Below are 24,152 nucleotides of genomic sequence, written 5' to 3'. Positions count from 1 at the left end.
TTGTTGAGATCTTCGAAACCCCAATAAGGTAAGCCGAAAGGCCGGAAGCGTGACTGTCCCTCGATCATCACCTGCATCTCAATGGTCCGTTCTCTCCTGGGACGCGGCTGCTTTCATGCCACCTCCTTGGTGTTGAGATGTTTGTCTGGTGGCAACGATCGGGGCTCACGGCCGATGGGTAGAGTTTCGCCGTCCGGAGAGCAGCCGCAGCCACGGCCCGGAATGGAAGGCGCTCATCAGCCCGTACATCGCCACCATTCCCGTCAGCGGGGACGCGGCTGAGGTCGTGCAGAGCATGTCCGGCTCGCCGATGCTCAGAACGCCGGTCAAAAGCGCCATGAACGCAAAGGTCGGACTGGCGAGGAGAGGGAGCCGATCGGCCGCGCCACGAGCTATCGCCCTTCGCGACCCTTCAATCGTTCCGGTTCTGTGCGTCGACATTTTCGGCTATCCATTTGTTCGGCGGTTGCGCAGGTCGTTGCGGGTCTGCGAATACAGTTAGCGTCCGAAGCTGAGAGTGCGGGAGTTACAAGTTTGACGGGATTGCGATGGACTCGCTGATCACGGCTGCGGCGCGGGCGCTGGCGGCGGGCGATCCGCTCGGCGCGCTGAAACGCGTCGCACTGCGCGACGACGCGCCGGCGCTGGCGCTGCGCGGGATCGCGATGGCGCAGCTCGGCGACTTCCCACGCGCAAAAGCCCTGCTGAAAAGTGCCGCGCGTGCATTCGGCCCAAGGGAAGCGGTGGCACGGGCGCGATGTGTCGTGGCTGACGCCGAGATTGCGCTGGTTTCACGCGACCTTGGCTGGCCGGAGAAGGCGCTTGAGACGGCGCGGGCTGTGCTCGAGGCCCATGGCGACCGCGTCAACGCCGCCCATGCGCGCAATCTCCAGGTCCGACGTCTCGTCCTGATCGGCCGCCTCGATGAAGCCGAGCAGGCGCTTGACGGCTTCGACCCGATGCCGCTGCCGCCCGCATCACGCGCCGCCAACGCTCTCATCGTCGCCGGCATCGCCGTCAGGCGCCTGCAGACGAAGACGGCGCGCGCTCAGCTGGCGCTGGCGCGCGAGGCGGCGCGTGAAGCCGGTATCCCGGCATTGACCGCCGAAGTCGACGGCGCCTTTTTAGCGCTCTCCAAGCCGGCTGCGCGCCTGATCGCCCGTGGCGAGGAGAGGGCGTTGCTGCTCGAAGAGGTCGCGGCGCTGCTGGCATCCGGCGCGCTGGTCATCGATGCATGCCGGCATGTCGTGCGGGCAGGTGATAGGTTAGCATCACTCTCGACGCGCCCGGTTCTCTTTGCGCTTGCCAGGACGCTGGCTGAAGCCTGGCCGGGGGATGCTTCGAGGAGCGCGCTTCTCGCCCGCGCCTTCCGGGCGAGGCACGCAGACGAATCGCACCGGGCGCGACTGCGCGTCGAAATCGGACGGCTTCGCGCTGAGCTACGGGATGTGGCCGAGGTAAGCGCGACAGCGCGCGGCTTTGTGCTGGTGCCGCGGCACGCTCGCGAGGTCGCCGTGCTGGCGCCGCCCGTCGAGGGACAGCACGGCGCGGTGCTTGCCTTGCTCGCTGATGGCGAGGCGTGGGCGAGTTCGGCGCTGGCGATTGCGCTTGGGGCGAGCCCGCGCACGGTGCAGCGGGCGCTTGACGCGCTTTGCGCGGCTGGCAAGGTGCAGCCGATCGGGCGGGGACGTGCACGCCGATGGATGACGCCGCCGGTGCCGGGTTTCCCGACAGTGTTGTTACTCCCCGGGCCGCTGCCGAGCGATTAGGATGAAACCATGAAAAAAGCCTCAGCCGAAATTCTCCGCGAATATGGTCCCTTTCCCGGTGCCGAGCAGGTGCATGGCGTGACGTTCGACGGCCATCACGTCTGGTTTGCCACCGGCGACAAATTGAATGCGCTCGACCCCGAGAGCGGTGAGACGGTGCGTTCCATCGATGTCGCCGCCCATGCGGGCACGGCCTTCGACGGGGAGCACCTGTTCCAGATCGCCGAGGATTGCATCCAGAAGATCGATCCGAAGACCGGCCGCGTACTTTCGACGATCCCGGCGCCGGGCAACGGTGGCGACTCCGGCCTTGCATGGGCGGAAGGTACGCTGTGGGTGGGCCAGCATCGGGGGCGAAAAATCCATCAGATCGATCCCGAGACGGGGGCCATCCTGCGCACGATCGAGTCAAACCGTGTCGTTACCGGCGTCACCTGGGTCGATGGCGACCTGTGGCACGGCACCTGGGAAGGCGACGACAGCGATGTCAGGCGCATCGATCCGCAAACGGGCGAGGTGCTGGAGCGGCTCGACATGCCGGCCGGCATGGGCGTGTCGGGGCTTGAGGCCGATGGCGGCGACCGTTTCTTCTGCGGCGGAGGCGCAAGCGGCAAGGTCAGAGCCATCCGCCGGCCGAAGCGGGCGGAGGCCGCCGACCGCAGCGCCAGAAGCAAATAATCCACGCTCTCTCTATGTCCCGCGCATCGTGAGGAATAGCAGAGCGCCTTGTCGCCTCGTCGCGGCGTCGCGTGCCTACGCTGACGCGACAAGGACGCCGTAACGTCTTGCATCAGTTGCCGAAGTCTCTTTTCAAATCGGTGCCGGCTCAACGAATTGTCAGGCCGGCTTCAGCGATGCAACGCTCACGCGCCGAACCTCTGGTCAAAGCGTGCAGGCGTACCTACCTACAATGCAGAGACGAAAATCGGCGCCCGCAAATCCGTCTCGTGGCCGCGACGTTCGTTTGCGCCAAGTAATAGGCGGCGCTTTGGAAGAGGCAAGAATGGCTAGGACGTTCCAGTCCTTCATTCACGGTGTTTGGGTCCTTGCCATCATCAGCGCGGCGACATCTGTAGGTATTGTCTATGGGTGGCAAAGCCACGGCTGGGTCGGGGCGAGCCTGTACGGGCTGATCGGTTACGGCAGCGGCGTTTTGTTCGCCTACTCGCCCTCGATGTTTTTCGATTTCCTGGAGTTGTTGGGATCCTGAGCGCGCGCTGAACGCGCTTGCCGACATCACGATCAAGGTATGGCGAAGATGCTGATCTCGTTGGTGATGCCGCGCAGCGTGACGTTGTGTGTCATCGGGTTGAGGCCGCGCTCGCTGAGCAGGTCGGCGGCGGCCGGATTGCGCAGCACCGTGCTGGTGGCGAAGATCTCCTGGGCGGTGGCGAGGTGCTGCACGCGCGAGGCGATGTTGACCGTCTGGCCGAAATAGTCCTGCCTCTCGTTGAGGCTGACGGCGATGCAGGGGCCTTCATGGATGCCGATCTTCAACAGCAGGTCCTCGCTGCTGCGCTCGTGATTGAGCTCGCGCATGGCGTCGCGCATCCGCATGGCCGCGGCGATCGCCCGATCGGGCGTCGGGAAGGTTGCCATGACGGCGTCGCCGATCGTCTTGACCACGGCGCCGGCTTCGGCGGCAACGATCTCGTTGAGCACGGTGAAATGGGTCTTGACCAGATCGAAGGCGGCGAGATCACCGACACGCTCGTAAAGCTCGGTCGAGCCGCGAAGGTCCGTGAACAGGAATGTCATGCTGGTGATCTTCAGGCGCTGGTCTACGTCGATCGTATCGGTGCGGTAGATGTCGCGGAATGTCTGGTTGGACAGCAGCCGCTTGGCCGTCAGGAAAGGACGACGGCGCCCGAGCAGCGCATGCAGCGCTTCGCCGGCGACGCAGACCGTGGGCAGCGTGCGCACCTCCGCATGGTTCTCCACCTGGATCCGCAGCGGACCCGGCTGCATGCTGATGGTCTCGTTATGCCGATGGGTGCGATCGAACACCAGGGATAGGTTGCGCCTTTCCTTCGTCGGTTCTCCCGACACGTCGATGAACTGCGCTGCGTGTGTCACCGGCTCGAAGATGATGATGAACTCGGCCGGAAGCTGCAGCGCGATGACGGCCTTTTCGCCGGGCGGCAGTTCGAGAGTCTCGAGAATGAACTCCTCGGCCTTCGCCTCGTAATCGTCTTCAGGCAGGTCGACACCGGAGCCCCAGTAGACCTGGCGGAAATATTCGGCGGCTGGAAGCTCGTGCGGATTGTGGGCCTCGATATGGCGGACGCGCGGGCTGACGGTAAACGTCACCTCGATCATCTCGTCCAGCGTCGGCTCGTAGCCGGCTGCGCAAAGCGCGCAGGTATAGGCCTCGCTCTGCACGGTTTTCAGCGAGGTGTTGGCGTCGAGCACCCCGCCGCAGCCGGGGCAGAGCACATTCCAGGACAGTTCGAACAGACCAAGCCGCGAGGCGTGCAGGAAACCGGCGATCGTCTTTTCTTCGTCCAGCCCGTGCTCGGCGGCAAAGGCGAGCGCATTGATGCGGCCGAGCTTGCGGTCCGGCGCGTCGCGCACGTGCCGCTCGATGGCATCGGCGAAGGCGGGTGCCGCCGACTGGCGCAGGACGTCGAAGAGGGCCTGGGTTTCGCTCATGGTGGTATCTTATACTGAAATGGGCGCGCGGTCAGCGCCTTGTCTTGGCGGGCTGAGAAACTGAGCCGGCTCTTCGACCAGCCGATGGGAGCCGGCGCCGCGTCGACGCTTTTGCCAAGGTCAACTCTGCTCCAGGGTCGTCTCGTTGGCCCCATTGCGCTTGGCCTGAAGCATCTTATGCTAAGAGGGTGGTAGGCCGCGGGAGCGTTGAATGTCGGCACGGCCGTTCTCGAAGATTTCTGCGCCGCTCGGCGGGCTGCTCGCCGTGGTTGGGCTCGTGGCGGTCGCTGCACTCACGACGCCGGACATGACCGGACGAACCAGGCTCAATTTGGAGGTCCTGCTTGCTCTCATCTGGGCCATCTATGTCCTGCAACTGATCGTGACGCTGATCGCCGCGCGCGAGAGAGACTTTTGGGACAGGCTGCCGGCGATTGCTATCGATGTGCTTGCTGTCTTGGTTCCTTTCGCCGCGGTGCTGTTTGTCGGCACGCGCGATCAGACCCTCTACTGTGCCATCTGGCTGCTGAAGCCTCTGCGCGGATCGCCCTTCTTCCGGCTTATGGGCAGCGTCCTGAGCAAACAGGCACGTAACCTGATCGGCATCACCTCGATCTTCGGCATCGTTCTTTTTGGTGCGGCGCTCACGGCCTATCTCATCGAGCGCGACGTCCAGCCTAACACGTTCGGCAGCATCCCCCAGGCGATGTGGTGGGCGGTGGTGACGCTGTCGACCACCGGCTATGGAGACGAGATTCCGCAAAGCTTCGCCGGCCGCGTCCTTGCCGGGCTGGTCATGATGTGCGGCATCGGCATCTTTGCGCTCTGGGCCGGCATCCTCGCCACCGGCTTCTACGAAGAGGTCCGTCGCCGGGACTTCGTGCGCAATTGGCAGTTGGTGGCGACCGTGCCACTGTTTCAGAGGCTTGGCTCGTCGGCGCTCGTCGAGATCGTGCGGGCGCTGAGGCCTCGCGTCGTGCCGGCGGGCGCTGTCATATGCCGCAAGGGCGAGGCCGGCGACCAGATGTTCTTCATCGTCGAGGGACGCGTCAGTATCGCGACACCGAACCCGGTGGAGCTAGACGCTGGCAGCTTCTTCGGCGAGATGGCGCTGATTACGGGCGAGCCCCGCTCGGCGACCGTCAGCGCGGCGACCGAGGTCTCGCTGTTGTCGCTGTATTCGGAGGATTTCCAGATGCTGTCCAGCAGCAACCCGGAGATCGCGGACATCATCCGCAAGACTGCGCTCGAGCGGCGCGGAGCGACGCCGAAGGCTTGACGGCCCCGCAGGGCTATTGGGTCGTATGCGCAGACCTGAATGCAAGCGCGCCAAGCAGCATTTCACGGCTACCTCATTAACAGCCGGGAAAGTCTTTCTCCTCTAGCATGGCTTCGGGGACACTCTTTCTTATAGGCGATCAATGTCATTTTTCGGCGTTTCCGGAATGTACTATTCCGGTGAATCTCTTGCTGAGCACCGCATCGTGCTTGCCGAGGACTCCAATCTGTTTTCGTCGATGGTCTCGAAGCGGCTGAAAGAGCTGTTCGACATCGACGTCATCGTCTGCCGCGATTATGACGATCTGCAGTTTGCCGTCGAAAATGCGACATTCCCGGCGTCGCTGGCCATTTCCAACATCAACCTGCCCGGTGCCGAGAATGGCGAGGCGCTGAATTATCTCATCGAGATGAGCGTGCCGACCGTGGTCTTCACCGGCTCCTTCCAGGAAAGTACGCGCGAGAAGATCCTGGCCAAGGAGATCGTCGACTATGTCATCAAGGACAGCGTCTTTGCCGTCGACATGCTGGCGGAATCGGTTTGCCGGTTTCTCACCAACCACAAGCACCATGTGCTCATCGTCGACGACAGCCCGACGGCGCGCGCGCTGCTGACGACGCAGCTGAAACGCTACAATTTCCGCACCAGCACGGCAGAAAACGGTGCGACGGCGCTCGAAATCCTCAAGAACCATCCGGATATCGGCCTCGTCATCACCGACTACAACATGCCCGACATCGACGGCTTCGAGCTGACGCGGCGCATTCGCGGCACCTATGGGCCGCACCAGTTGCGCATCATCGGCGTCTCGTCCTCGACCAACCGGCTCTTGTCGGCACGCTTCCTCAAGGCCGGCGGCAACGATTTCGTCGTGCGCCCCTTCGTCAACGAAGAGTTCTATTGCCGCGTCAACCAGAACCTCGACACGCTGATCAAGATCAAGACCTTGAGCGAAAAGGTGAAAGTTCCGGCCTAAAGCATGTCGCGCAAAAGTGTGCTGCGGTTTTGCGATAACGACATGCGTAAAAACAAGAACTTGAAGCGCGGCAAGCGAATCTGAAAGATCGCGACGCGCTTTAACGCGCCTGCGAACTCCGCGAACCTGGCTGCCGGATGCGCCGTTTGTCGGCGCCTTGATCCCGCCCGCCACCTCCGTTTCGAGGCGGTGGCGCTCATCCGTCGGCTACACACGCCGGCGCATCTGCCGCTTTCCTGCGCTTGCGACCCCTAAAATTGCCGGGGTCGCGAGAAAAGCCCTCTTACGGTTGCCGCATTAACGAAATTGCAATCCGGACCGTCTTCAATCGGCCGCAACAAAAGTGGGGAGCCCGGTAACGCCTGGTCATGCCAAGACAAAATGTCTGGCGCGATCCGTGCCGGGTATAATTGTATATTGGGAGCCAGCGTCGCCCTTTTTGGGACAGCACGCCTGCGGCTCGAAATCGGGATTTGCAGGGACGTGAGATTGCGCCGCACGCCAGGTCGGATCAATTCTGTGCAGAAGCACAGCGACAAGCGCATGTTGCTGATCGAAGATTCCCGCATGTTTGCCACCGCGCTGAAATACGGCCTGGAAACGGTGCATGGTATTCGTGTCACCCATTGCGCCTCGCTGGAGGCGCTGCGCCAGGAAATGACCGCAGCGCCGGATAGCTTCTCGCTCGCCGTGCTCGACCTCAATCTTCCCGACGCGCCCAATTGTGAGGCGCTCGACTTCATCCTCGCCAACAACGTTCCGGCCGTCGTCTTCACCGCGGCCTTCAACGACAACACGCGCGACCAGATCCTCGGTCGCGGCGCGCTCGATTGTGTCATCAAGAACCAGCCGGAATCGATCAATCTCCTGATCGGCGCCGTGGACCGGGCCTTGACCAATGGCAAGACGACGGTGCTGCTTGCCGATTCCGACACGCCGTCGCGGGTCGAGCTTGCGGGCATCCTGCGCCGGCAGCGGATTTCGGTGTGCGAGGTCGCTTGCGCCGCCGATGCGCTGCTGGTGCTCGATTCCGGCGAGGCGATCGATATCGTCGTCACCGATCTTGATTTGTCCGACATGACTGGGGCAGCGCTGCTTGCCGAGGTGCGCCGGCGCCAGGGCGATGAGGCGCTGCCGGTGATCGCGCTTTCCGACAGCGGCGACCGCCGGATCGGAGCGCGGTTCCTTGAGGCCGGCGGGACGGACTTCATCCAGAAGCCATTCCTTGAGGCAGAGTTCAACGGTCGCATCGCCTATGCCGCCGGCATCCAGAAACGGTTGCAGACGCTGCAGCGACAGGCAGCGAGCGACTATCTCACCGATATCTACAATCGCCGCCATTTCTTCCTGACCGGCCCGCGCCTCGTCGAGCAGTGCCTGCGCCGCGGCGAGACCACGGCCATCGCCATTCTCGACATCGACCACTTCAAACGCCTCAACGACACCTATGGCCACGAGATCGGCGACGTCGTGTTGAAGCATGTGGCCAAGCGGTTGACGACGCTGGTCGGCGACGAACACCTGCTTGCCCGCCTCGGCGGCGAGGAGTTCGGCATCCTGTTCAACGGCTTCGACGTCCAGCGCGCCTTCACGTTCTGCGAGAAGCTGCGCATCGAGCTTGCGAGATCGCGCATCGTTGCGGATGACGAGGAACTGTCGATTACAGTGTCGATCGGTCTTGCGACCATCGAGGCGCCGGAGTCCTTCGAGAACTACCTGCATGCGGCCGACCAGTTTCTCTACATGGCCAAGCACGCCGGGCGAAACCGGGTGATTTCGGAGCTCGCACTGCTCGACGCACTGGCGTCGTAGCGAGCCGCAATCCGCGACGCTGTCCGGCCAAGGACCTGTTCCTGCATGGTGGCGAGCTAGTGCCGCTAGCCGCGATGATTGCAATGAATCGCGAAGCATTGTCGGTTTCGGCATCGGCGAAACGTCTTCCAAGCAGCCGGACATGATCCGGGCCTGCGAAGAGGAGCCGCATATGACCAAAGTTGTCTCAAATCTCTGGTTCGAAAAGGACGCCCTCAGGGCCGTCGAACTCTACGTCTCGCTCGTGCCCAATTCGGCGATCGTCCGCACGACGGTGATGCCGGCGGATTCGCCGAGCGGGCCGGCGGGCAGCGTCAAGGTGATCGAGTTCACCCTGGGAAACCAGAACTTCACCGCGCTCGAAGCCGGACCGCTGGACCCGTTCAACCATTCCTTCTCGATCATGATCCAATGCGACAGTCAGGAGGAGATCGATCGCCTGTGGAATGCGCTGCTTGAAAACGGCGGGCAGGCCGAGCAATGCGGTTGGCTGCGGGACCGCTGGGGTCTTTGCTGGCAGATCGTGCCGAGAGCGCTCGGCGACATGGTTGCCCATACCGACCGCGAGCGCGCCCGGCGTGTGACCGAGGCCATGCTGGGCATGATCAAGCTCGATATCGCCGAACTGGAGCGCGCCTTCCACGCCCGGACCTGAGCCAGATCCGGCTGAACAGGTGCGCTCATGGACAAGGGTTGACGGTGTGGCCTGCGCTATTTCCGCGCCTGCGGGTAGATCGTCTCGCCGCGCTTCAGCATCTCGACGAAGGTCTCGATCTTTTTCCGGCGGCCGGCCTCGGTCTTCATATTGTGCGTGCGGAAGGCAAGCGCGAAGCGGTTCTGCGCGCTGAGTTTTGCCAGCATTTCTCGCGCCTGCGGCTCGGCGTCGATCGCTGCCTGCAGGTCGTCGGGGATCTTCATTTCCTTGCCGCTGCCATAGGCGCGATCCCAGCGGCCGTCGGCCTTGGCCTTGTCGACCTCTTTCAGCCCATACGGGGTCATCCGGCCTTCGGCGATCAGCCGGGCCACATTGTCGACGTTGATCTGGCTCCAGATGCTTTTCTTGCCGCGCGGGGTGTAGCGCTGCATGTAACTCTGGTCGTCGTGGCTCTTGCGCACGCCATCGATCCAGCCCCAGCACAGGATCACGTCGATCGCCTCCTTCGGCGTGATCGATTTGAGGCCGGAGCTTACCTTGTGGATCTTGATCCAGACCTCGGTTTCGCCGGCATGGTTGGCGCCGAGCCAGACATAGAAACGCTCTTTGTCTTCGAACTCGTGGACCTTGCTCGGATCGATGATCACGGGTGCCATGGGGTGAAATGCTCCTGATGTTCAAGCGGCGGAGGCGTGCCAGCACGTTCCGGCTGCGGCGCGGCCACGCGTTCTCCTTTTCCGTTCAAGCGAAAAATGCGGATCGACGCAAGCGCGAACGTGGGTGGAGCGGGTTCCAGAATGGCGGGAAATGAGGGGCGACAAAGCGGGCCAGGTGGTCTGTGGTATCGCTGCGGCGGCAAGCGCAACCGCAAATTGGGCGGACGGTTCCATCTGAAATTCGGACCGATACCGTCTTCAACGAGGTTTGCACCCCGTTCTCCTCATCCTCGCCCCTGTGGCAGGGATCCAGCGACCCGACGTCTGTCGGGTTAGGGGGCATTTCAGCCCAAGGACTTGGGCTGGCTGGATTCCTGTGACAGGCACAGGAATGAGGGAAGTTTTGGCGGCTGGCGGGCTCACATCGCCGGATAGGTTAAGAAGGGACGGCCTGTTGCCAACAAAAAGGGCGGATGACCCGCACTTTTTGTGTGTTCGCACCAGTTCCTATCGCGCCATCTGCAGCGTCAGCTTGCGGTCGGCGCGCTCCTGCTGCGGCGAGCGGTTGTAGAGTTCGCGATAACACTTGGAGAAGTGCGACGCCGAGACGAAGCCGCAGGCGACGGCGACTTCGACGACCGGCATCGACGACTGGATGAGGAGGTGTCGAGCGCGGTCGAGCCGGATCTCCAGATAGTAGCGGGCAGGGGACCGCCCCATCTCCTGGCGGAATAGTCGCTCGATCTGCCGGCGCGACAGGTCGGCGCCCTCGGCGATCTCCAGGAGCGACAGCGGTTCGGCAAGATTGCCTTCCATCAGCTCGATGATCGACAGCACCTTGGCGTTCTGGACGCCGAGACGGGCGCGCAGCGGCAGCCGCTGGCGGTCGTGAGGGCCGCGCACGCGGTCGGTCAGCGCCTGTTCGCAGACGCGGTTGACGAGGTTCTCGCCAAAATCCTGGTCGATCAGGTTCAGCATCATGTCGAGCGAGGCGGTGCCGCCGGCGCAGGTGTAGATGTTGCTGTCGATCTCATAGAGGTCGGCATAGACGTCGACCTGCGGGAAGTTCTCGGAGAAGCCGGGCAGGTTTTCCCAGTGGATGGCGCAGCGCTTGCCCGTCAACAGGCCGGCCGAGGCCAGCACATGGGCGCCCGTACAGAGGCTGCCGACGGCGACGCCGCGGTTGTAGACTTCGCGCAGCCAGGCATTGACCGACTTGTTGTTGAAATCCTCGACATAGATGCCGGAACAGACCAGCACCATCGACGGACGGTTTTCCCCGCCCAGGAACTTGCGTTCGTCGGCGAGAGACGAGTTGACCTCAAGCGCGATGCCGCTTGAGGAGAGAACCTTTTCGCCGTCGGTCGATGTGAGGCGCCATGTATAGGCCTCGTAGCCGAGCATGCGGTTGGCGATGCGGAGCGTTTCGATGGCGGCCGAAAACGGCAGCATGGAAAAGTTCGGTACCAGGAAGAAGACGAGAGAACGCTTTTTGGTCAAGGGCTTGTTCATGAGGCTTCCCGTGCTTGGCGATGCCGTATATTCGTCGCTTGGAAGATACCATCCGGCTTGTCTGTTTGCGACATTGACATGGAAAGCAGCGACCGCAAAGACATTTCGCATTGCGACATGGGGCGGGAAAGCCGCTGTCGAGCCGGCTTTGCGGCTTTTGTAAGGAATGCGACAGATTTACCGGCGTCGTTGACGTAATCTGACAAGAAACGCCAGAGATGCGCAATTTTCAGAAAGAACGCCTTTGGGTTGTGTTTGCCGATTGCGACGCGCCGGCGGTGAAAGGGCCAGGTGTCGGTATCGGACAAGTTCGCGCAAGGGCCGGTTTGGGGCGTTTCGACGCCCGACGGCATCTGGCGAAACCACAAAAGAAGAAGGGCATCGCCTTCTCGACGATGCCCTTCAGCGGTTCGCGCTCGGGGTCTTGGGTCCCCGAGAACAGGTCAGGCGGTCATTCATTGTTCGGTCTTGTGCACCGCGTCGTCGACGGATGGGAAGCCGATGTCCTTCATCGTGTCGTAGGACAGGTTTTCAAGTGCGCGCTCGTTGGCATAGCGCTTCCAGGCAGCCCAGGCGCGTGCACGCAGATTGAAGAGACCCGGGATGGACGAGAGGGAGGGTGCCCGCTCCGAGGTCTGTGATAGATGGATAGTAGACATTTCATGGCTCCTTCTGAGTGCCTCAGAGGTCGCGACCACGATCTATATATGTCGCAACCCTAATCATCATTCAAACGAATATGTTTGATGTTTTCCATCAAACATGGTGATCAATCAGCGTCTCGGCGAAGATGAGGTCGTTGCGGACCCGCTTGGGTAGTTTCGCCAATTCGCGGTGGGCTTCCACCCGATTCCGGGCGATGCGTTTTGCCTGTCGTTTTCGTGCAATGCCGTCGATCAGCGTTTGCACGCGGGAGAGGAACGACAGGACGAGATCGCCGTCGGCATTGACCTGTCTCACAGGCAGGGCCTTTGCCATTTGCACGGCATGATCCGGAGTGCGGTTCATCTTGGGCTTCACCTTGCTCACGTGCCGGATGTCCTGCGGGGCAGAGAAGGCCATTGTTGTCGCGGACATGACTGGTTTCCTTCCTTTGGCGTCCTTGCAACTTGACTATCGGTCTTTGCTGATGTTCAATCAAACGAAATGAAGTGAACCATTCTGTCAGTTTTATTGAACAAGGATGCCGCCATGAACATGATGCTGCGCCATGCGCTTCCGCTCCTGGAAATGGATGTGTTGAAAACCTTCGTCGCCATCGCCGAAACGGGCAACTTCACCACCGCGGCCGAAACGGTCTATCGCACGCCGTCGGCGGTCTCGATGCAGATCAAGAAGCTGGAAGAGCAGCTCGGCTGCACGCTGTTCCTGCGCGATGCGCGTTCGGTGTCGCTGACGCCCAAGGGCGAGATGCTCTTGGGCTTTGCCCGCCGCCTGCTGGCGCTCAACAACGAGACGGTGTCTCGCTTCCTGCTGCCCGACATGAACGGCGTCGTGCGTGTCGGCGCGCCCGAGGATGTCGGCGAGCGCATTCTGCCGGAAGTGTTGAAGCGCTTTGCCGAATCCTATCCGAACGTCACGGTCGACGTCTCGATCGGCATGAGCGGCGCCATGCGCAAGCGCGTCGACGAGCACCGTCTCGACATCGCGATCTTCAACAGCCTGACCGACGTCGCGCCGAAGAACGGCGAGATCCTGATGCAGGAGAAGCTGGTCTGGGCCGGCGTCAAATGCGGCAATGCGCATCTTAAGGATCCGCTGCCGGTGTCGATGTGGGAGGACGGTTGCGTCTGGCGGGCCGATGCGGTGGAAAAGCTGTCGCGCGCCGGCCGCCGGTTCCGCATTGCCTTTCTCAGCGCCTATACCACGGGCCAGCGTGCCGCCGTGCTCGCGGGCCTCGCGATTGCCCCGCTGCCGCGCTACCTCGTCCAGGGTGAGATGGTGCAGCTCGGCGAGCGTGACGGCCTACCGGATCTCGGCCATTACGACATCGGCTTGCAGGTGATCGACGATGCGCCGGCGCCGGTGCTGGCTGTCGCAGATCATGTTCGCGACGCATTCGCGGAACTGAGGATCCAGTCGGGAGAGGCGCGGCTTGCAACAGCGGTTGCCTGACAAACCGGCCGAAAGCGACCCGATCGTCATGCGTTGATCTCGGCGCAAGGGGAAGGCGTGCCATGGCGCGAGATGACCAGTCGCGACGCATTTTGGATCCGATCGATCGCCTCTCGGAGATCATTTTCGGGCTGCTGATGGCGCTGTCCTTCACCGGTACGATGAGTGCGGCCGTCGGTGGCGGCGAGAAAGTGAATGCGGTGCTTGTCGCCGCTTTCGGCTGCAATCTGGCCTGGGGCATCGTCGATGGCGTCATGCATGTGGTAACGACCGCGGTCGAGCGGGTGCGACGTCGCGGCCTGGTCGACGCTCTGCAGCGCGAACCTCTCGATCGCGCCCGCCAGATCTTTCTCGACAACCTCCCTGATGATATCAGGTTGGTGTCAGCGCAAAGCGAAATCGAGGCGCTGCTTCTGCGCGTACGGGCCTTGCCGTCCAACGGTCAGCATTCCGTGGTCACAGGCGGAGACCTCAAGGCCGCGCTTGCCATCTTCGCGCTCGTCGTCATCTCGACGCTGCCGCCGAGCATTCCCTTCCTGTTCATCGAGCAGATCGACGTCGCCATGCGCGTTTCGAACGCCATCGCGCTCATCATGCTTTTTATCGTCGGAGCACGGCTCGGCAGCTATATGGGGCGAAGCCCCTGGCCGATGGCCTTCGCCATGGCAGCGATCGGTGCCGTACTTGTCGCAGTGACGATCGCGCTTGGTGGGTAGAGGGCGCAGCACGTTCGGTCCGATGGTGAAGCGCGCCGACCCGCTGCTGATATTTTGAATCACGTTCGCAGCTTATCGCCATGAAACAGCATGACTTTGTGCCGTTCCATTGTGCCAATCCCGCTGTCTTGCCGCCGGGCTCAAGCGGTGCTTGCCCTTCCATAAGCGTAGGCTTATAATAAGTAATGACTTATGAAGGCAGAGTGCTTGCGGCGTTGGCAGACCCGACGCGGCGCCAGATTTTCGAGAGGCTGGGTACCGGTCGTTGCTCGGTTGCCGATCTCGCACGGTCGTTGCCGGTGTCGCAGCCGGCAATATCGCAGCACCTGAAAGTGTTGAAAGAGGCGGGCCTTGTTCACGACACGCCTTCAGGCGCGCGCCGTATCTATTCGATCGACCCCGCTGGCCTTGGTCCGCTGCGGCAATGGCTCGATCGCTTCTGGGGTGATCAACTCGCCGCCTTCAAGGCAGTGGCGGACCGCGACGAAGCCATCTGACATATCGGCATGGTTTGTGGTGCGGTCCATGAGGCAAACGGGAGTTTGTGAAATGCATCACATCGAGCCTGCCCCTGTGCGCAAAACCGTGACAGTCCGCGCGACGCCGGAGCGCGCCTTCGACATCTTCGTCGCCGGCATGGGCGAATGGTGGCTGAAGAGCCATAGCCTGACGGCAAGCGGACAGAGGACCGTCGTGGTCGAGCCGTTTGCGGGCGGCCGCTGGTACGAAATCGGCAATGGCGGCGAGGAGAAGGAATGGGGGCGGGTGCTTGCCTGCGAGCGGCCGAGGCGCATCCTCCTTGCATGGCAACTGAATGCCGACTGGGTGTTCGATCCGGAGTTTGAGACCGCGGTGGAGGTCATCTTCGAGCCCGCAGTCGATGGCGGCACCACCGTACTGCTCGAACATCGCGATCTCGCCAATTATGGTGCGAAGGCGAATGAAGCCCGCGTGGCGCTTGATTCAGAAGATGGATGGACGGGACTGCTGGGGGCATTTGCGGCGAGGGCCGCGTGAGATTCTAAGCGTCACCGCCTTTCTCGAACGCGCTCCCTGGTGCGTTGTTGCAGCCCTCATCCGCTTGCCGGCACCTTCCCCCGCAGGCGGGGGGAGGGATGCTTGGCACTGTCACCGCCCTCACTTGCCGTTGGGCCAAAACATTTGACTATGCAGTGACTTGAACGCAAGCATGCCATGACGTTCAACCGAAGCAACGCGCGATCAATTATGCAGGTATCAACGCCATTGGAGGCTTTTCCCGAATTGGGATCAGTCGCAAACCCCGTAGTGTTCTATGACGGCATTGACGCCCTGGTTTGCTACGAGACCTCGCCCCCGGTTGGCGGTGGCAACGTGGTCCTGAGGTTCGGTGACGTTATCGATTTCCGAGTCACGCCGATGAATGTCGATGGCCTGCCAGGATGCAGATACCCGGTCCTTCCGTGGGCGTTCAATGAAGTCTCTGGTGGCGAGGAAACAGCCCGGTGGGAAGTCCTCAGTCCACGATTTTGGATCATATCCTTCCACGACGTCACGATCGACGTTCTGTTCGAGACGGTCTCCCTCGTGGTTCATGACGAACGCGGCGGGCCGCTGCGCAGGACGCTGATGGACGTCATACGTTGATGCGCTGAAGACCATTCTAAAGGGCGCAGTGTGTCCGCTTGCTTCTTTTCGGCCCTACTCCCGGCTACGCCTCCGCCGTCTGCCGCCGCCCTCGCCATCATCTGCCGCCACCTTGCGCTCCGGCAGGGTGACGACTGCAGACAGTTTCGGGAAGGCGTCGACCTTGTTCGGCATTGCCATCGCGTTGATGAAATGCTCCTGAAATTTTGATTCAAGAGCGGTCTCTATCTTCTCGATTTTGCTGACGGTTTGCTCGATCTCGCGACGGTGGCCGCGGTTCAGGAGCGCCATCAGCGCGCCGGTGCCGGCGGCGTTGCCGACGGCCTTCACCTCGTCGAGGTCGCAGTCCGGGATCAGGCCCAGCACCATGGCGTATTTCGGATCGATGAAGGAACCGAAGGCCCCGGCAAAGCGGATGGTGTCGACATGGTCGATATCCAGCTTTTCCATCAGCAGCTTGATGCCGGCATAGAGCGCCGCCTTGGCGAGCTGGATGGCGCGGATATCGTTCTGCGTCACGGTGATGCGCTGCTGGCCCTCGTGCAGCAGGTAGGAGAAGGTGCGGCCGTTCGGGATGATGCGCGGGCTTTTCGCCGCCATCGCGCCATCGACGACGCCATCCTGCGAGATGATGCCTGAGAGATACATCTCCGCGACGATTTCGATGATCGCCGAGCCGCAGATGCCGGTGACGCCAACGGCGGCGGCCGCCTCGGCAAAGCCGTCCTCATCAGACCATTTGTCGACGCCGATGACGCGGAACCGCGGCTCGAGCGTCTCGGGATCAATGCGCACGCGCTCGATCGCGCCCGGTGCGGCACGCTGGCCGGAGGAGATTTCAGCCCCTTCGAAGGCCGGGCCGGTGGGCGAGGAGGCGGCAACGACGCGATCCTTGTTGCCGAGCACGATCTCGGCATTGGTGCCGACATCGACGAGCAGCATCATCTTGTCCTGCCGGTAAGGGCCTTCCGACAGCGTGGCGCCGGCGGCATCGGCGCCGACATGGCCGGCGATGCAGGGCAGCATGTAGAGCCGGGCGCCGCGGTTGACGTCGATGTCGATCTCGTGCGCCCAATATTGCAGCGCGCCGGAGACAGCGAGCGCAAACGGCGCCTGGCCGAGCTCGGTCGGGTCGATGCCAAGGAACAGGTGGTGCATGATCGGGTTGCCGACGAAGACCATGTCGAGGATGTCGTGGCGGTCGACCTCACCTTCGGCGCAGACCTTGCCGATCAGGCCGTTGACCGCCTCGCGCACCGCCTTGGTCATCGCCTCGCGGCCATCGGGATTCATCATCACATAGGAGACGCGGCTCATCAGATCCTCGCCGAAGCGGATCTGCGGGTTCGAGGTGCCCGAGGAGCCGACGATACGGCCGGAGAGCAGCGAGACGAGATGCATGGCGATCGTCGTCGAGCCGATGTCGCAGGCAACGCCATAGGCCTCGTTCTTGAGGCCCGGCCACAGGCCGACGATGAAGGGGCGTGAACTGTCCATGTCGCGGTGGATGGCGGCGGTCACGGCCCAATTGCCCTTGCGCAGGATGCCCTGGACCTGCGGAATCAGGTGCGGCGCGATCAGCAGGTCCTTCCAGCCCCAGTCCTTCTCCAGCATCACCTTCAGCCGGTCGAGATCGCCGAGCGGCTTGTGCATGTCGGGCTCATCGACCTCGACATAGCAAAGCTGGATGGCGGCGTTGCGCTCGATCACCCGGTCGCTTGCGGCCTTGCGCACCACCTGGGCGTTGATGACGGTATCCTGCGGCACGTCGATGACGAGATCGCCGAGAATCTGGGCGGAACAGGAAAGCCGGCGACCGTCAGGCAGTTCGCGCACGGAGGCGTAGCGCTGTTCCTTCGGGCCAACAGGCGAAATATGGTCGTTGGAGGAGACGATCTTGTGCTTGGCGAAGTTGCCTTCCTGCACCTCGATCTGACAGCGCCCGCAGGTGGCGCGGCCGCCGCAAACACTTTCGACATAGACCCCGAGCGAGCGGGCGGCATCGAGAACCGGCGTGCCGACCGGGAAGCGGCCGCGCTTGCCCGATGGCATGAACAGAACGAGGGGATCCTTGTGCGCGGCTTCGGTCATGTTGGTCTCGATTTCGGAAGTGCCTTCGATGCGCATTCTGTTCTGTCTTTCCTAAAGCCTGCTTCTGCCCGATGGACCGAGGCATGGGTAAACGTCTTCAGACTGCACCGGAATGCTGCCTGATAGTTGTCAGATCCCGACATGGAAAGATCTGCGAGCATCATTTCGTCAGGGTTGCGCTCGCGGGGCGTATCCGTTCATGACGTCTTGCGCGACAGGCGCCGGGCATTGACGCGCACGCGCTTGCCGTAGGGTTTAAGGGCGGCGGCAGCGATCGCCGTTCCACCCAGGCCAAGCGATGCGCCGCCGCCGGTCATCAGCCGCACCGCATTATCGAAACCGGTGCGCCACAGCGCCATGTTCACGGCCATGGCACTTTCCGCGGTGGCCGCGATCTTCTCGGAGACCATGCGGCTAAGCTCGGTCGGATCCTGCGTTTTCCCGGTCAGTGCCGCCAGTTGCATTTCGTGCAGCCGCAGCGCCATGACGAAAGGGGCTTCGAACCAGAGCGTGAAAGTGTCGAGGTGAAGTCGGCGCGTTGTCATCGATGATCCCTACTCTTGTGCTGCGACAGCGACGGTCGGATGCTTGACTATGGAGCCGTGGTCAGTTTCCCAGCTGCTATTGCCCAGACAAACGCCGCCGCCAGTGTCGTCGAGCTACCCCAGAAACAGACGTTCATGACCCGTTCCTGGGAACCAAAGTTGATCCTCCTCGTGACAACCGCAACGAAAGTGACGGCAAGCAATGCGAGGTTTGCGAACAGGACCGGCAGGACTTAAAGCGCGTCGCGATCTCCAGGATTCGCTTGCTGCGCTTTAAGTTCTTGTTTTTGCCCATGTCGTTATCGCAAAACCGCTGCGCACTTTTGCGCGACATGCCTTAGGTCCTGAGCGCACCGTAGAGCCTTTTGAACTCGCCCGCATCCTCAAAGAGCGCATATCTGACAAGGAGAGCCAAAGGACAACCAGGGCAACTCATGACCTGGTTGTCCTTTCGATGTGCAGTACGGCGCCGAGCAAAAGCCTATTCGCTCGCCGCAGCTCCGCCGGTGCGCGCGGCGCGCCCGCCGCGACGACCGCCGGAGGCTGCCGGTGCTGCGGCCGCCGCCACGGCATGGCCGCCTTCTGCCGGCTTGTGGTCGCGGTAGGTCCTGATCCAGTTGGTGCAGTTGGCGTCGGTGCCGTTCAGAACGTTTGCAGCGCGAACGGCCTCCATCTCCTGCGGACGGCAGGGGTTCATGATCGCGGACGTCATACCGGCGCCGATGACCATGGGGATGAAGCCGGCATTGATGCCGTGGCGATGCGGCAGGCCGAAGGAGATGTTGGAGAGGCCGCAGGTGGTGTTGACCTTCAGCTCTTCGCGCAGACGGCGCAGAAGCGCAAACACCTGCCGGCCGGCGTCGCCCAGGGCGCCGATCGGCATGACCAGCGGATCGACGACGATGTCGTGTGGCTTGATGCCATGATCCATGGCGCGCTCGACGATCTTCTTGGCAACGGCGAAGCGCACGTCCGGATCCATCGAAATGCCGGTTTCGTCGTTGGAGATGGCGACAACCGGCACGTCGTATTTCTTGCAGAGCGGCAGGATCGCTTCCAGCTTTTCCTCTTCGCCGGTGACGGAATTGACGAGCGGCCGGCCCTTGGCGACCTTCAACGCCGCCTCGATTGCCGCCGACACGGAGCTGTCAATCGACAGCGGCACGTCGACAAGGCCCTGGACGATTTCCAGCGTCTTGACCAGCAACGGCGGTTCGGTCTCGTTCGGGTTGACGGCGGTGACGCCGGCGTTGACGTCGAGCATCGTCGCACCGGCGGCGACCTGCTCCAGCGCGTCCTTGATGACGGTGTCGAAATTGCCTTCGATCATTTCCGCGGCCAGCTTCTTGCGGCCGGTCGGATTGATGCGCTCGCCGATGACGCAGAAGGGCTGGTCGAAGCCGATGATGATTTCGCGGGTGGCGGAAGCGACGATGGTACGGGTCATGTAAGATCCTTTGATCCTGTGGCGTCGGGTTTCGTTATCTCACCCGTTAAGCGATGGAGGCGGCCGGACGGGCCGGCGCCGGTTTTGTCTGCGATTGCCTCAGTGGGGATGGTGGGCCGCGGCCTCGGCCATCTCCTGCTGGTTTTCTTCCTTGCCTTCGCGAATGTGCTCCATGCGGGAGGCGACAAGCGCATCGGTCGGCAGCGTTTCGTGTTTCCAGGGCTTGCGACCCTTCAACACGCCCGATTCATGCACGATCTCTGCGACATATTCTTCCTGGCGATAGGCCATGACGTGGACGCCGGAGACGCCTTCGATCTCCTTGACCTCGTTGATGATGTCGATGCAGAGCTGCTTACCTTCCTTTTTCTGATCCTGCGCACCTTCCAGCCGCGTGATGATGCTGTCGGGAATGTGGATGCCCGGCACGTTGGAGCGGATCCAGCGGGCGGTTTTCGCCGACGCCATCGGTCCGACGCCGACGAGGATGAAGCATTTTTCGTGCAGGCCGAGATCGCGCACCTTCTTCATGTATTCGCGGAACATCGGCACGTCGAAGCAGTACTGGCTCTGGACGAACTGCGCGCCGGCCTCGATCTTCTTGGCCAGCCGATAGGGGCGGAAGTCGTAGGGAGGCGCAAAGGGGTTGATGGCGGCGCCGAGAAACACCTGTGGCGGCGTCGTCAGCTTGCGGCCGGAGAGGAACTTGGAATTGTCGCGCATGATGCGCACGGTCTCGAGCAGCGACATGCAGTCGAGGTCGAACACCGGCTTGGCGCCCGGCTGGTCGCCGGCCTGCACGCCGTCGCCGGTCAGGCACATGACGTTCTGCACGCCCATGGCGGACGCGCCGAGCACGTCGCCCTGGATGGCGATGCGGTTCTTGTCGCGGCAGGCGATCTGCATGATCGGGGCATAGCCCATGCGCGTCAGCAGTGCGCAGATGCCGACAGATGACATGTGGCAGTTGGCGCCGGAGGCATCGACCGCATTGATGCCGTCGACCCAGCCATCGAAGATTGCGGCGCGCTCGTAGACGTCCTGCGGGTTGGCGCTGTCGGGCGGGTTGAGTTCGGCGGTGACGGCAAATTCGCCGCGACGCAAAACGCGCTCGAGCCGTCCGCGCGAGGAGTGGCCGGGCAGAGGATCGAGCGGCGCGCCGGGGTCGTATGGATTGTAATCGGGGCTCATGCCTGGTTCTCTTTTGCCTGGGCTTCGCGGCGGGCGGCGGCTTCCGCCGTCACCCGCAGCCACGACGAGGTCTCGCGCAGCGACTGGTTGACCGGCTTCTGCACGTTCATGATCGCATCGCCCTTCGTCATGTTCTGCGAACCTTTCCACGCCTGCACCCAGACGCAGGGCATATCCGGCTCGACCTCGCAATTGCCGTTGGCCCTGACGCCGCCGCAGGGGCCGTTGCGCAGCTGCTTCGGACAGTTCATCGGGCAGGACATGCCGGTCGACGACAGCGCGCACTGGCCGCACATGCGACAGTCGAAAAGAAAGCCTTTGACGTGGCGTTCGACGAAGGTCACCGGCCGCTCGACGCGGCCGTAGCCAATTGCGTTCCACAGCGGGTGCAACAGCAGGAAGAGATCGGCAAAGCGGTTGTAGAACCATTCGAGGAAGCGCGAATGGCGCACGGCCCAGAGGCGGACGGTATATTTGTGGCGCGAGCGGCGGCTCGGCGAAACGCCGGCGGGGGTATAGGCGCCGGTCGCGGCCTTGGCGGCAGGCGCGGCATTGCCCTTGACGATCTTCGCCTCCGCTGCACCTGCGAGCTTCGGCTCAGCCATTGTCGCGGCCTCCTGCTTTGACGAGGGCAACCAGGCGCTCGCGGTCATAGGCGGCTTCGAGCTCGGCGGCCGCACGGTCTGCTTCCGCTTCCAGTTCGTCGGAGACGGGTTCTGGCTCGGCCTTGCGCCATTCGGCGAGATAATCGTCGGTTTCGGCAGCGCCGGTGCGCATGGCGCACATGTCGATCGCCTCGGTGAAGCGCAGCGAAAGCTCGCGCTTGGCGGTCGTGCGGCCCTTCTTGATGATGACCTGGGCCGGGATGTCGCGCCAGTAGACGATTATGCGATCTGCCATCGGGTGTCGTTCTCCTCTTCCTGCGACAATGCTTATGTCCGGGCGCTGTGGCTCACCTCGCCACGACGTTGGATGTGTCCAAAAACGACGCCGGCGCAGAACGTCGAAGACCCCCGGCACTCTACGCGTTGCCGCAATGCGGGCAAGTCCACACTTCGGGATATCCATCGGTTGAGGAGTGTCAGAAATTTCAGGGCCTTAGGGCCTTCTGACGGCCACAGGCGGCGTGTCCTCATCGGCGAATCTGCGCCCGGTTTTCCTACCAGATGCCGCGCCGAATTCCATTCCAGAGCCATGTCATCGGCGGGTGGTACCACTGTTGCGACGGGCCTGCGACATCGAGCGGTTGCAGCTTGCCCTTGAGGGCATCGTCGACGGCGGCAATGGCGATGCCGGTGGAGGCCGCCGTCTGCAGCAGCGGATAGGTATGCATCGTATCGCGGCGGTCGGGCGTCTGGCGCGACTGGTAGAGAATGCCGCCGGTATCGACGCCTTCGTCGACGAGATGCACGGTCGCGCCGAAATTGATGACATCGTCGTTGACCTGCGCCCAGTAGCCGCCCATCAGCCCGCGATAGCCCGGATTGATGCCGGCATGGAAGTTGACGACCGGGCAGGGGATCTGCGCCAGGGTATGGGCCTTCAACAGGCGGCAACTGATGAGAAAGACGACTTTTGGCGCGAGCTGCCGGATCTGCGACACAGCCTCAGCGTCGTTCACGGACGTGATCTGGCAAACCGGTACGCTCGGATCCGGCGCGCCCGATACACCGTAGTGCCTAAGGATGCCTTCCGCTCTCTTCCGGGTAAAGCGCTTGCCGAAGCGCGAGGCGATCATTGTCGCCAATTGCCCGATCGCTGTCGGCCACCCGAGCTTTCGCGCCCGCCGGCGCAGGAAGAGGCTCTTGGATTCCGGCTGCTCCTGGAGAACGACGATATCGTCAAAGCGTGCGGCGAGCGCATTGATCATGATCCAGGGATTTTCTCCGCCCGCCGTCACCACGACGACGCGGCTCGGCTGCCTGGCCGCGGTGTTGGTCTCATTGTCTGCGTCCGCCATGCCGGCCCCTGAAGCGTTGGTCGCAACAGATATGGCGGCTGGCGCGTTACCGGCGACTTAATGGCGGGTATTTGGGAAGCAGATGCCAGAAGTGGCATCGGGAGACGGTTTGGCCGAGGCTGGGGCATCGGACCCCGAGCGCGTCGCGACGAGCGTGTTCGTTCGATGGTGGCAGATAAGGCGCCGGCTTGTCCGGTCTAACGGAAGTCCGCGGCGGTCAGGACATAGATCGTCTTGCGACCGTGGGCATATGCTGCCTTTGCGACTTCGTAGATCTTGTTGCGTGCAGCGTCGAATGCCAGAAGGCAGGCCGCTTCTGTCGTCCGGGTCGGCGCGCCACGCGAGAGCGCCTCCGCCTCGACATAGAAGGGCACTTCGAACATGCCATCGTGGCCAAGGAAGCGAACAGCGTTCCTGGTATCGTCGAAGCTTCGGCTTTGGTTGGGGAAGCTTAGTGGCATCGTGTGATCCTTTTTAGCGATAAGCCAGCTCGGCCAGCGGTCGGCCGGGCGGACGAGTGAGGATGGGCGTTTGGCTCCGTGCCGCGCCATCACAAGATCCGGCCGAAGAGGATCGTGGTGATGACCACAAAGACCGCGACCGAAAGAGCAATCCAGGCAAACAGACCGCGATAGTCGAAGAGATAGATCTGAGCCGGTATGTGGTATTTCATGTTCGCCTCCCGTGGCTGATCTGTTTGGCCGGTTTGGCATGGTCGTTATAGGATATGTGCCGTTCTGAAGGCTCGCTCGGCCAATGCCATCCCATCCTTGCCGGCACTGACAATCAATTCGAGATTGCCTTCATCCGTTACACGCTCATGGGTTTCGCGGCTGCTGCGGATGCGATACTGGAGCGCATTGTCGCGGATCGGCAGCGTCGCAACGATGCGATACGTTTCTCCAGATATTGACTCTCTCGTCAGCGCCCCCTTGGAGCGGACAAGTTGGCCAACATGGAAGCGGTGGATCGGTAACGTGTCGCGCGGGCCGCGGATGATGCGTTTCGTGAAAGATAGAGCGTTCATAGTGGTCTCAGTCCTCCTCAAGCGTTGGTAAGAGTAATTCGGCTGCAACAGCCGCTCCGCATTTCGCGCTGGCGTAGACGGATCAAATGCTCGTTGCGATGGGCCGGACAGACGGCTCGAGAT

28 protein-coding genes are annotated in these 24,152 nt (G+C 62.4%); 12 read left to right on the top strand and 16 right to left on the bottom strand.

Features of this window, described 5'->3' with window-relative positions:
* Positions 1 to 165 precede the first annotated feature (165 nt).
* A complete protein-coding gene (locus C6558_RS19890) occupies positions 166 to 441 on the bottom strand; it encodes a hypothetical protein (RefSeq protein WP_025427432.1) in 276 nt (91 codons plus the stop codon).
* A gap of 107 nt (positions 442 to 548) precedes the next feature.
* On the opposite strand from C6558_RS19890, the gene C6558_RS19885 reads away from it, so the two are divergent.
* The 3 genes from C6558_RS19885 to C6558_RS19875 all read left to right on the top strand — a co-directional run bounded on the left by C6558_RS19885 (position 549) and on the right by C6558_RS19875 (position 2,979).
* Complete coding sequence (locus C6558_RS19885) at positions 549 to 1,769, top strand: hypothetical protein (protein ID WP_025427431.1); 1,221 nt, start codon at positions 549 to 551, stop codon at positions 1,767 to 1,769.
* A 9-nt stretch (positions 1,770 to 1,778) separates the two neighbouring features.
* A complete protein-coding gene (locus C6558_RS19880; RefSeq protein WP_025427430.1) occupies positions 1,779 to 2,447 on the top strand; it encodes a DUF5074 domain-containing protein in 669 nt (222 codons plus the stop codon).
* 325 nt (positions 2,448 to 2,772) lie between these two features.
* The gene (locus tag C6558_RS19875; RefSeq protein WP_025427429.1) at positions 2,773 to 2,979 is read left to right on the top strand and encodes a hypothetical protein; all 207 of its coding nucleotides are present in this window, start codon (positions 2,773 to 2,775) and stop codon (positions 2,977 to 2,979) included.
* Between the two features lie 32 nt (positions 2,980 to 3,011).
* Here the strand turns inward: C6558_RS19875 and C6558_RS19870 are convergent, their stop codons facing one another.
* Entirely contained in the window at positions 3,012 to 4,421 is a 1,410-nt protein-coding gene (locus C6558_RS19870; protein WP_025427428.1) for an adenylate/guanylate cyclase domain-containing protein, read from the bottom strand.
* Between the two features lie 211 nt (positions 4,422 to 4,632).
* On the opposite strand from C6558_RS19870, the gene C6558_RS19865 reads away from it, so the two are divergent.
* The 4 genes from C6558_RS19865 to C6558_RS19850 all read left to right on the top strand — a co-directional run bounded on the left by C6558_RS19865 (position 4,633) and on the right by C6558_RS19850 (position 9,143).
* A complete protein-coding gene (locus C6558_RS19865; protein WP_057210912.1) occupies positions 4,633 to 5,700 on the top strand; it encodes a cyclic nucleotide-gated ion channel in 1,068 nt (355 codons plus the stop codon).
* 142 nt (positions 5,701 to 5,842) lie between these two features.
* Positions 5,843 to 6,676 carry a response regulator gene (locus tag C6558_RS19860; RefSeq protein WP_025427426.1) on the top strand — a complete coding sequence of 278 codons (834 nt, stop codon included), beginning with the start codon at positions 5,843 to 5,845 and terminating at the stop codon, positions 6,674 to 6,676.
* Between the two features lie 519 nt (positions 6,677 to 7,195).
* A complete protein-coding gene (locus C6558_RS19855) occupies positions 7,196 to 8,488 on the top strand; it encodes a diguanylate cyclase (RefSeq protein ID WP_244445410.1) in 1,293 nt (430 codons plus the stop codon).
* A gap of 172 nt (positions 8,489 to 8,660) precedes the next feature.
* Positions 8,661 to 9,143, top strand: a complete 483-nt coding sequence (locus C6558_RS19850) for a VOC family protein (RefSeq protein WP_025427423.1) — start codon at positions 8,661 to 8,663, stop codon at positions 9,141 to 9,143.
* 56 nt (positions 9,144 to 9,199) lie between these two features.
* Here the strand turns inward: C6558_RS19850 and C6558_RS19845 are convergent, their stop codons facing one another.
* The 4 genes from C6558_RS19845 to C6558_RS19825 all read right to left on the bottom strand — a co-directional run bounded on the left by C6558_RS19845 (position 9,200) and on the right by C6558_RS19825 (position 12,388).
* Entirely contained in the window at positions 9,200 to 9,799 is a 600-nt protein-coding gene (locus C6558_RS19845) for a YdeI family protein (RefSeq protein WP_025427422.1), read from the bottom strand.
* A 507-nt stretch (positions 9,800 to 10,306) separates the two neighbouring features.
* Positions 10,307 to 11,311 (bottom strand): GlxA family transcriptional regulator, encoded by a 1,005-nt coding sequence (locus C6558_RS19840; protein WP_057210910.1) that lies wholly within the window; start codon positions 11,309 to 11,311, stop codon positions 10,307 to 10,309.
* 455 nt (positions 11,312 to 11,766) lie between these two features.
* Positions 11,767 to 11,970, bottom strand: coding sequence for a hypothetical protein (locus C6558_RS19830; protein ID WP_025427418.1), 204 nt, complete (start codon positions 11,968 to 11,970; stop codon positions 11,767 to 11,769).
* Positions 11,971 to 12,067: 97 nt separating this feature from the next.
* Positions 12,068 to 12,388, bottom strand: coding sequence for a hypothetical protein (locus C6558_RS19825; protein WP_025427417.1), 321 nt, complete (start codon positions 12,386 to 12,388; stop codon positions 12,068 to 12,070).
* A 114-nt stretch (positions 12,389 to 12,502) separates the two neighbouring features.
* Between C6558_RS19825 and C6558_RS19820 the strand changes: the two genes are divergently transcribed.
* The 5 genes from C6558_RS19820 (at position 12,503) to C6558_RS19800 (ending at position 15,768) form a co-directional block, all read left to right on the top strand.
* Entirely contained in the window at positions 12,503 to 13,426 is a 924-nt protein-coding gene (locus C6558_RS19820) for a LysR family transcriptional regulator (RefSeq protein ID WP_025427416.1), read from the top strand.
* 62 nt (positions 13,427 to 13,488) lie between these two features.
* Positions 13,489 to 14,142, top strand: coding sequence for a VIT1/CCC1 transporter family protein (locus C6558_RS19815; RefSeq protein WP_025427415.1), 654 nt, complete (start codon positions 13,489 to 13,491; stop codon positions 14,140 to 14,142).
* Positions 14,143 to 14,327: 185 nt separating this feature from the next.
* Entirely contained in the window at positions 14,328 to 14,639 is a 312-nt protein-coding gene (locus C6558_RS19810) for a helix-turn-helix transcriptional regulator (RefSeq protein WP_084815268.1), read from the top strand.
* A 52-nt stretch (positions 14,640 to 14,691) separates the two neighbouring features.
* Positions 14,692 to 15,159 carry an SRPBCC family protein gene (locus tag C6558_RS19805; RefSeq protein WP_025427413.1) on the top strand — a complete coding sequence of 156 codons (468 nt, stop codon included), beginning with the start codon at positions 14,692 to 14,694 and terminating at the stop codon, positions 15,157 to 15,159.
* Positions 15,160 to 15,405: 246 nt separating this feature from the next.
* Positions 15,406 to 15,768 (top strand): hypothetical protein, encoded by a 363-nt coding sequence (locus C6558_RS19800; RefSeq protein WP_234907740.1) that lies wholly within the window; start codon positions 15,406 to 15,408, stop codon positions 15,766 to 15,768.
* Positions 15,769 to 15,822: 54 nt separating this feature from the next.
* Here C6558_RS19800 and C6558_RS19795 read toward each other — a convergent pair whose 3' ends face one another.
* From C6558_RS19795 to C6558_RS19750, 10 genes are all read right to left on the bottom strand, one after another.
* Entirely contained in the window at positions 15,823 to 17,895 is a 2,073-nt protein-coding gene (locus C6558_RS19795; RefSeq protein WP_025427411.1) for an ASKHA domain-containing protein, read from the bottom strand.
* A gap of 161 nt (positions 17,896 to 18,056) precedes the next feature.
* Positions 18,057 to 18,404, bottom strand: a complete 348-nt coding sequence (locus tag C6558_RS19790) for a hypothetical protein (protein WP_025427410.1) — start codon at positions 18,402 to 18,404, stop codon at positions 18,057 to 18,059.
* A 481-nt stretch (positions 18,405 to 18,885) separates the two neighbouring features.
* A complete protein-coding gene (locus C6558_RS19780) occupies positions 18,886 to 19,851 on the bottom strand; it encodes a methyltetrahydrofolate cobalamin methyltransferase (protein ID WP_025427408.1) in 966 nt (321 codons plus the stop codon).
* A 99-nt stretch (positions 19,852 to 19,950) separates the two neighbouring features.
* Entirely contained in the window at positions 19,951 to 21,042 is a 1,092-nt protein-coding gene (locus C6558_RS19775; protein ID WP_025427407.1) for a methylenetetrahydrofolate reductase, read from the bottom strand.
* The gene (locus C6558_RS19770) at positions 21,039 to 21,647 is read right to left on the bottom strand and encodes a methylenetetrahydrofolate reductase C-terminal domain-containing protein (RefSeq protein WP_057210906.1); all 609 of its coding nucleotides are present in this window, start codon (positions 21,645 to 21,647) and stop codon (positions 21,039 to 21,041) included. The genes C6558_RS19775 and C6558_RS19770 overlap by 4 nt, the downstream gene beginning before the upstream one ends.
* Positions 21,640 to 21,942: a virulence factor gene (locus C6558_RS19765; protein ID WP_025427405.1), complete on the bottom strand. Its 303-nt coding sequence runs from the start codon at positions 21,940 to 21,942 to the stop codon at positions 21,640 to 21,642. The genes C6558_RS19770 and C6558_RS19765 overlap by 8 nt, the downstream gene beginning before the upstream one ends.
* Positions 21,943 to 22,201: 259 nt before the next feature.
* Positions 22,202 to 23,002, bottom strand: coding sequence for a formyl transferase (locus C6558_RS19760; RefSeq protein ID WP_107027606.1), 801 nt, complete (start codon positions 23,000 to 23,002; stop codon positions 22,202 to 22,204).
* A 197-nt stretch (positions 23,003 to 23,199) separates the two neighbouring features.
* Positions 23,200 to 23,463 carry a DUF1488 domain-containing protein gene (locus tag C6558_RS19755; protein WP_025427403.1) on the bottom strand — a complete coding sequence of 88 codons (264 nt, stop codon included), beginning with the start codon at positions 23,461 to 23,463 and terminating at the stop codon, positions 23,200 to 23,202.
* Positions 23,464 to 23,552: 89 nt separating this feature from the next.
* Positions 23,553 to 23,675: a hypothetical protein gene (locus C6558_RS41425; RefSeq protein WP_255753466.1), complete on the bottom strand. Its 123-nt coding sequence runs from the start codon at positions 23,673 to 23,675 to the stop codon at positions 23,553 to 23,555.
* Between the two features lie 45 nt (positions 23,676 to 23,720).
* Positions 23,721 to 24,029 carry a hypothetical protein gene (locus C6558_RS19750; protein WP_025427402.1) on the bottom strand — a complete coding sequence of 103 codons (309 nt, stop codon included), beginning with the start codon at positions 24,027 to 24,029 and terminating at the stop codon, positions 23,721 to 23,723.
* Positions 24,030 to 24,152 lie beyond the last annotated feature (123 nt).

It is taken from the genome of Ensifer sp. NM-2, assembly GCF_003024455.1.
Classification (GTDB): domain Bacteria; phylum Pseudomonadota; class Alphaproteobacteria; order Rhizobiales; family Rhizobiaceae; genus Ensifer; species Ensifer canadensis.
This window is presented reverse-complemented; position numbering and strand designations above follow the sequence as displayed.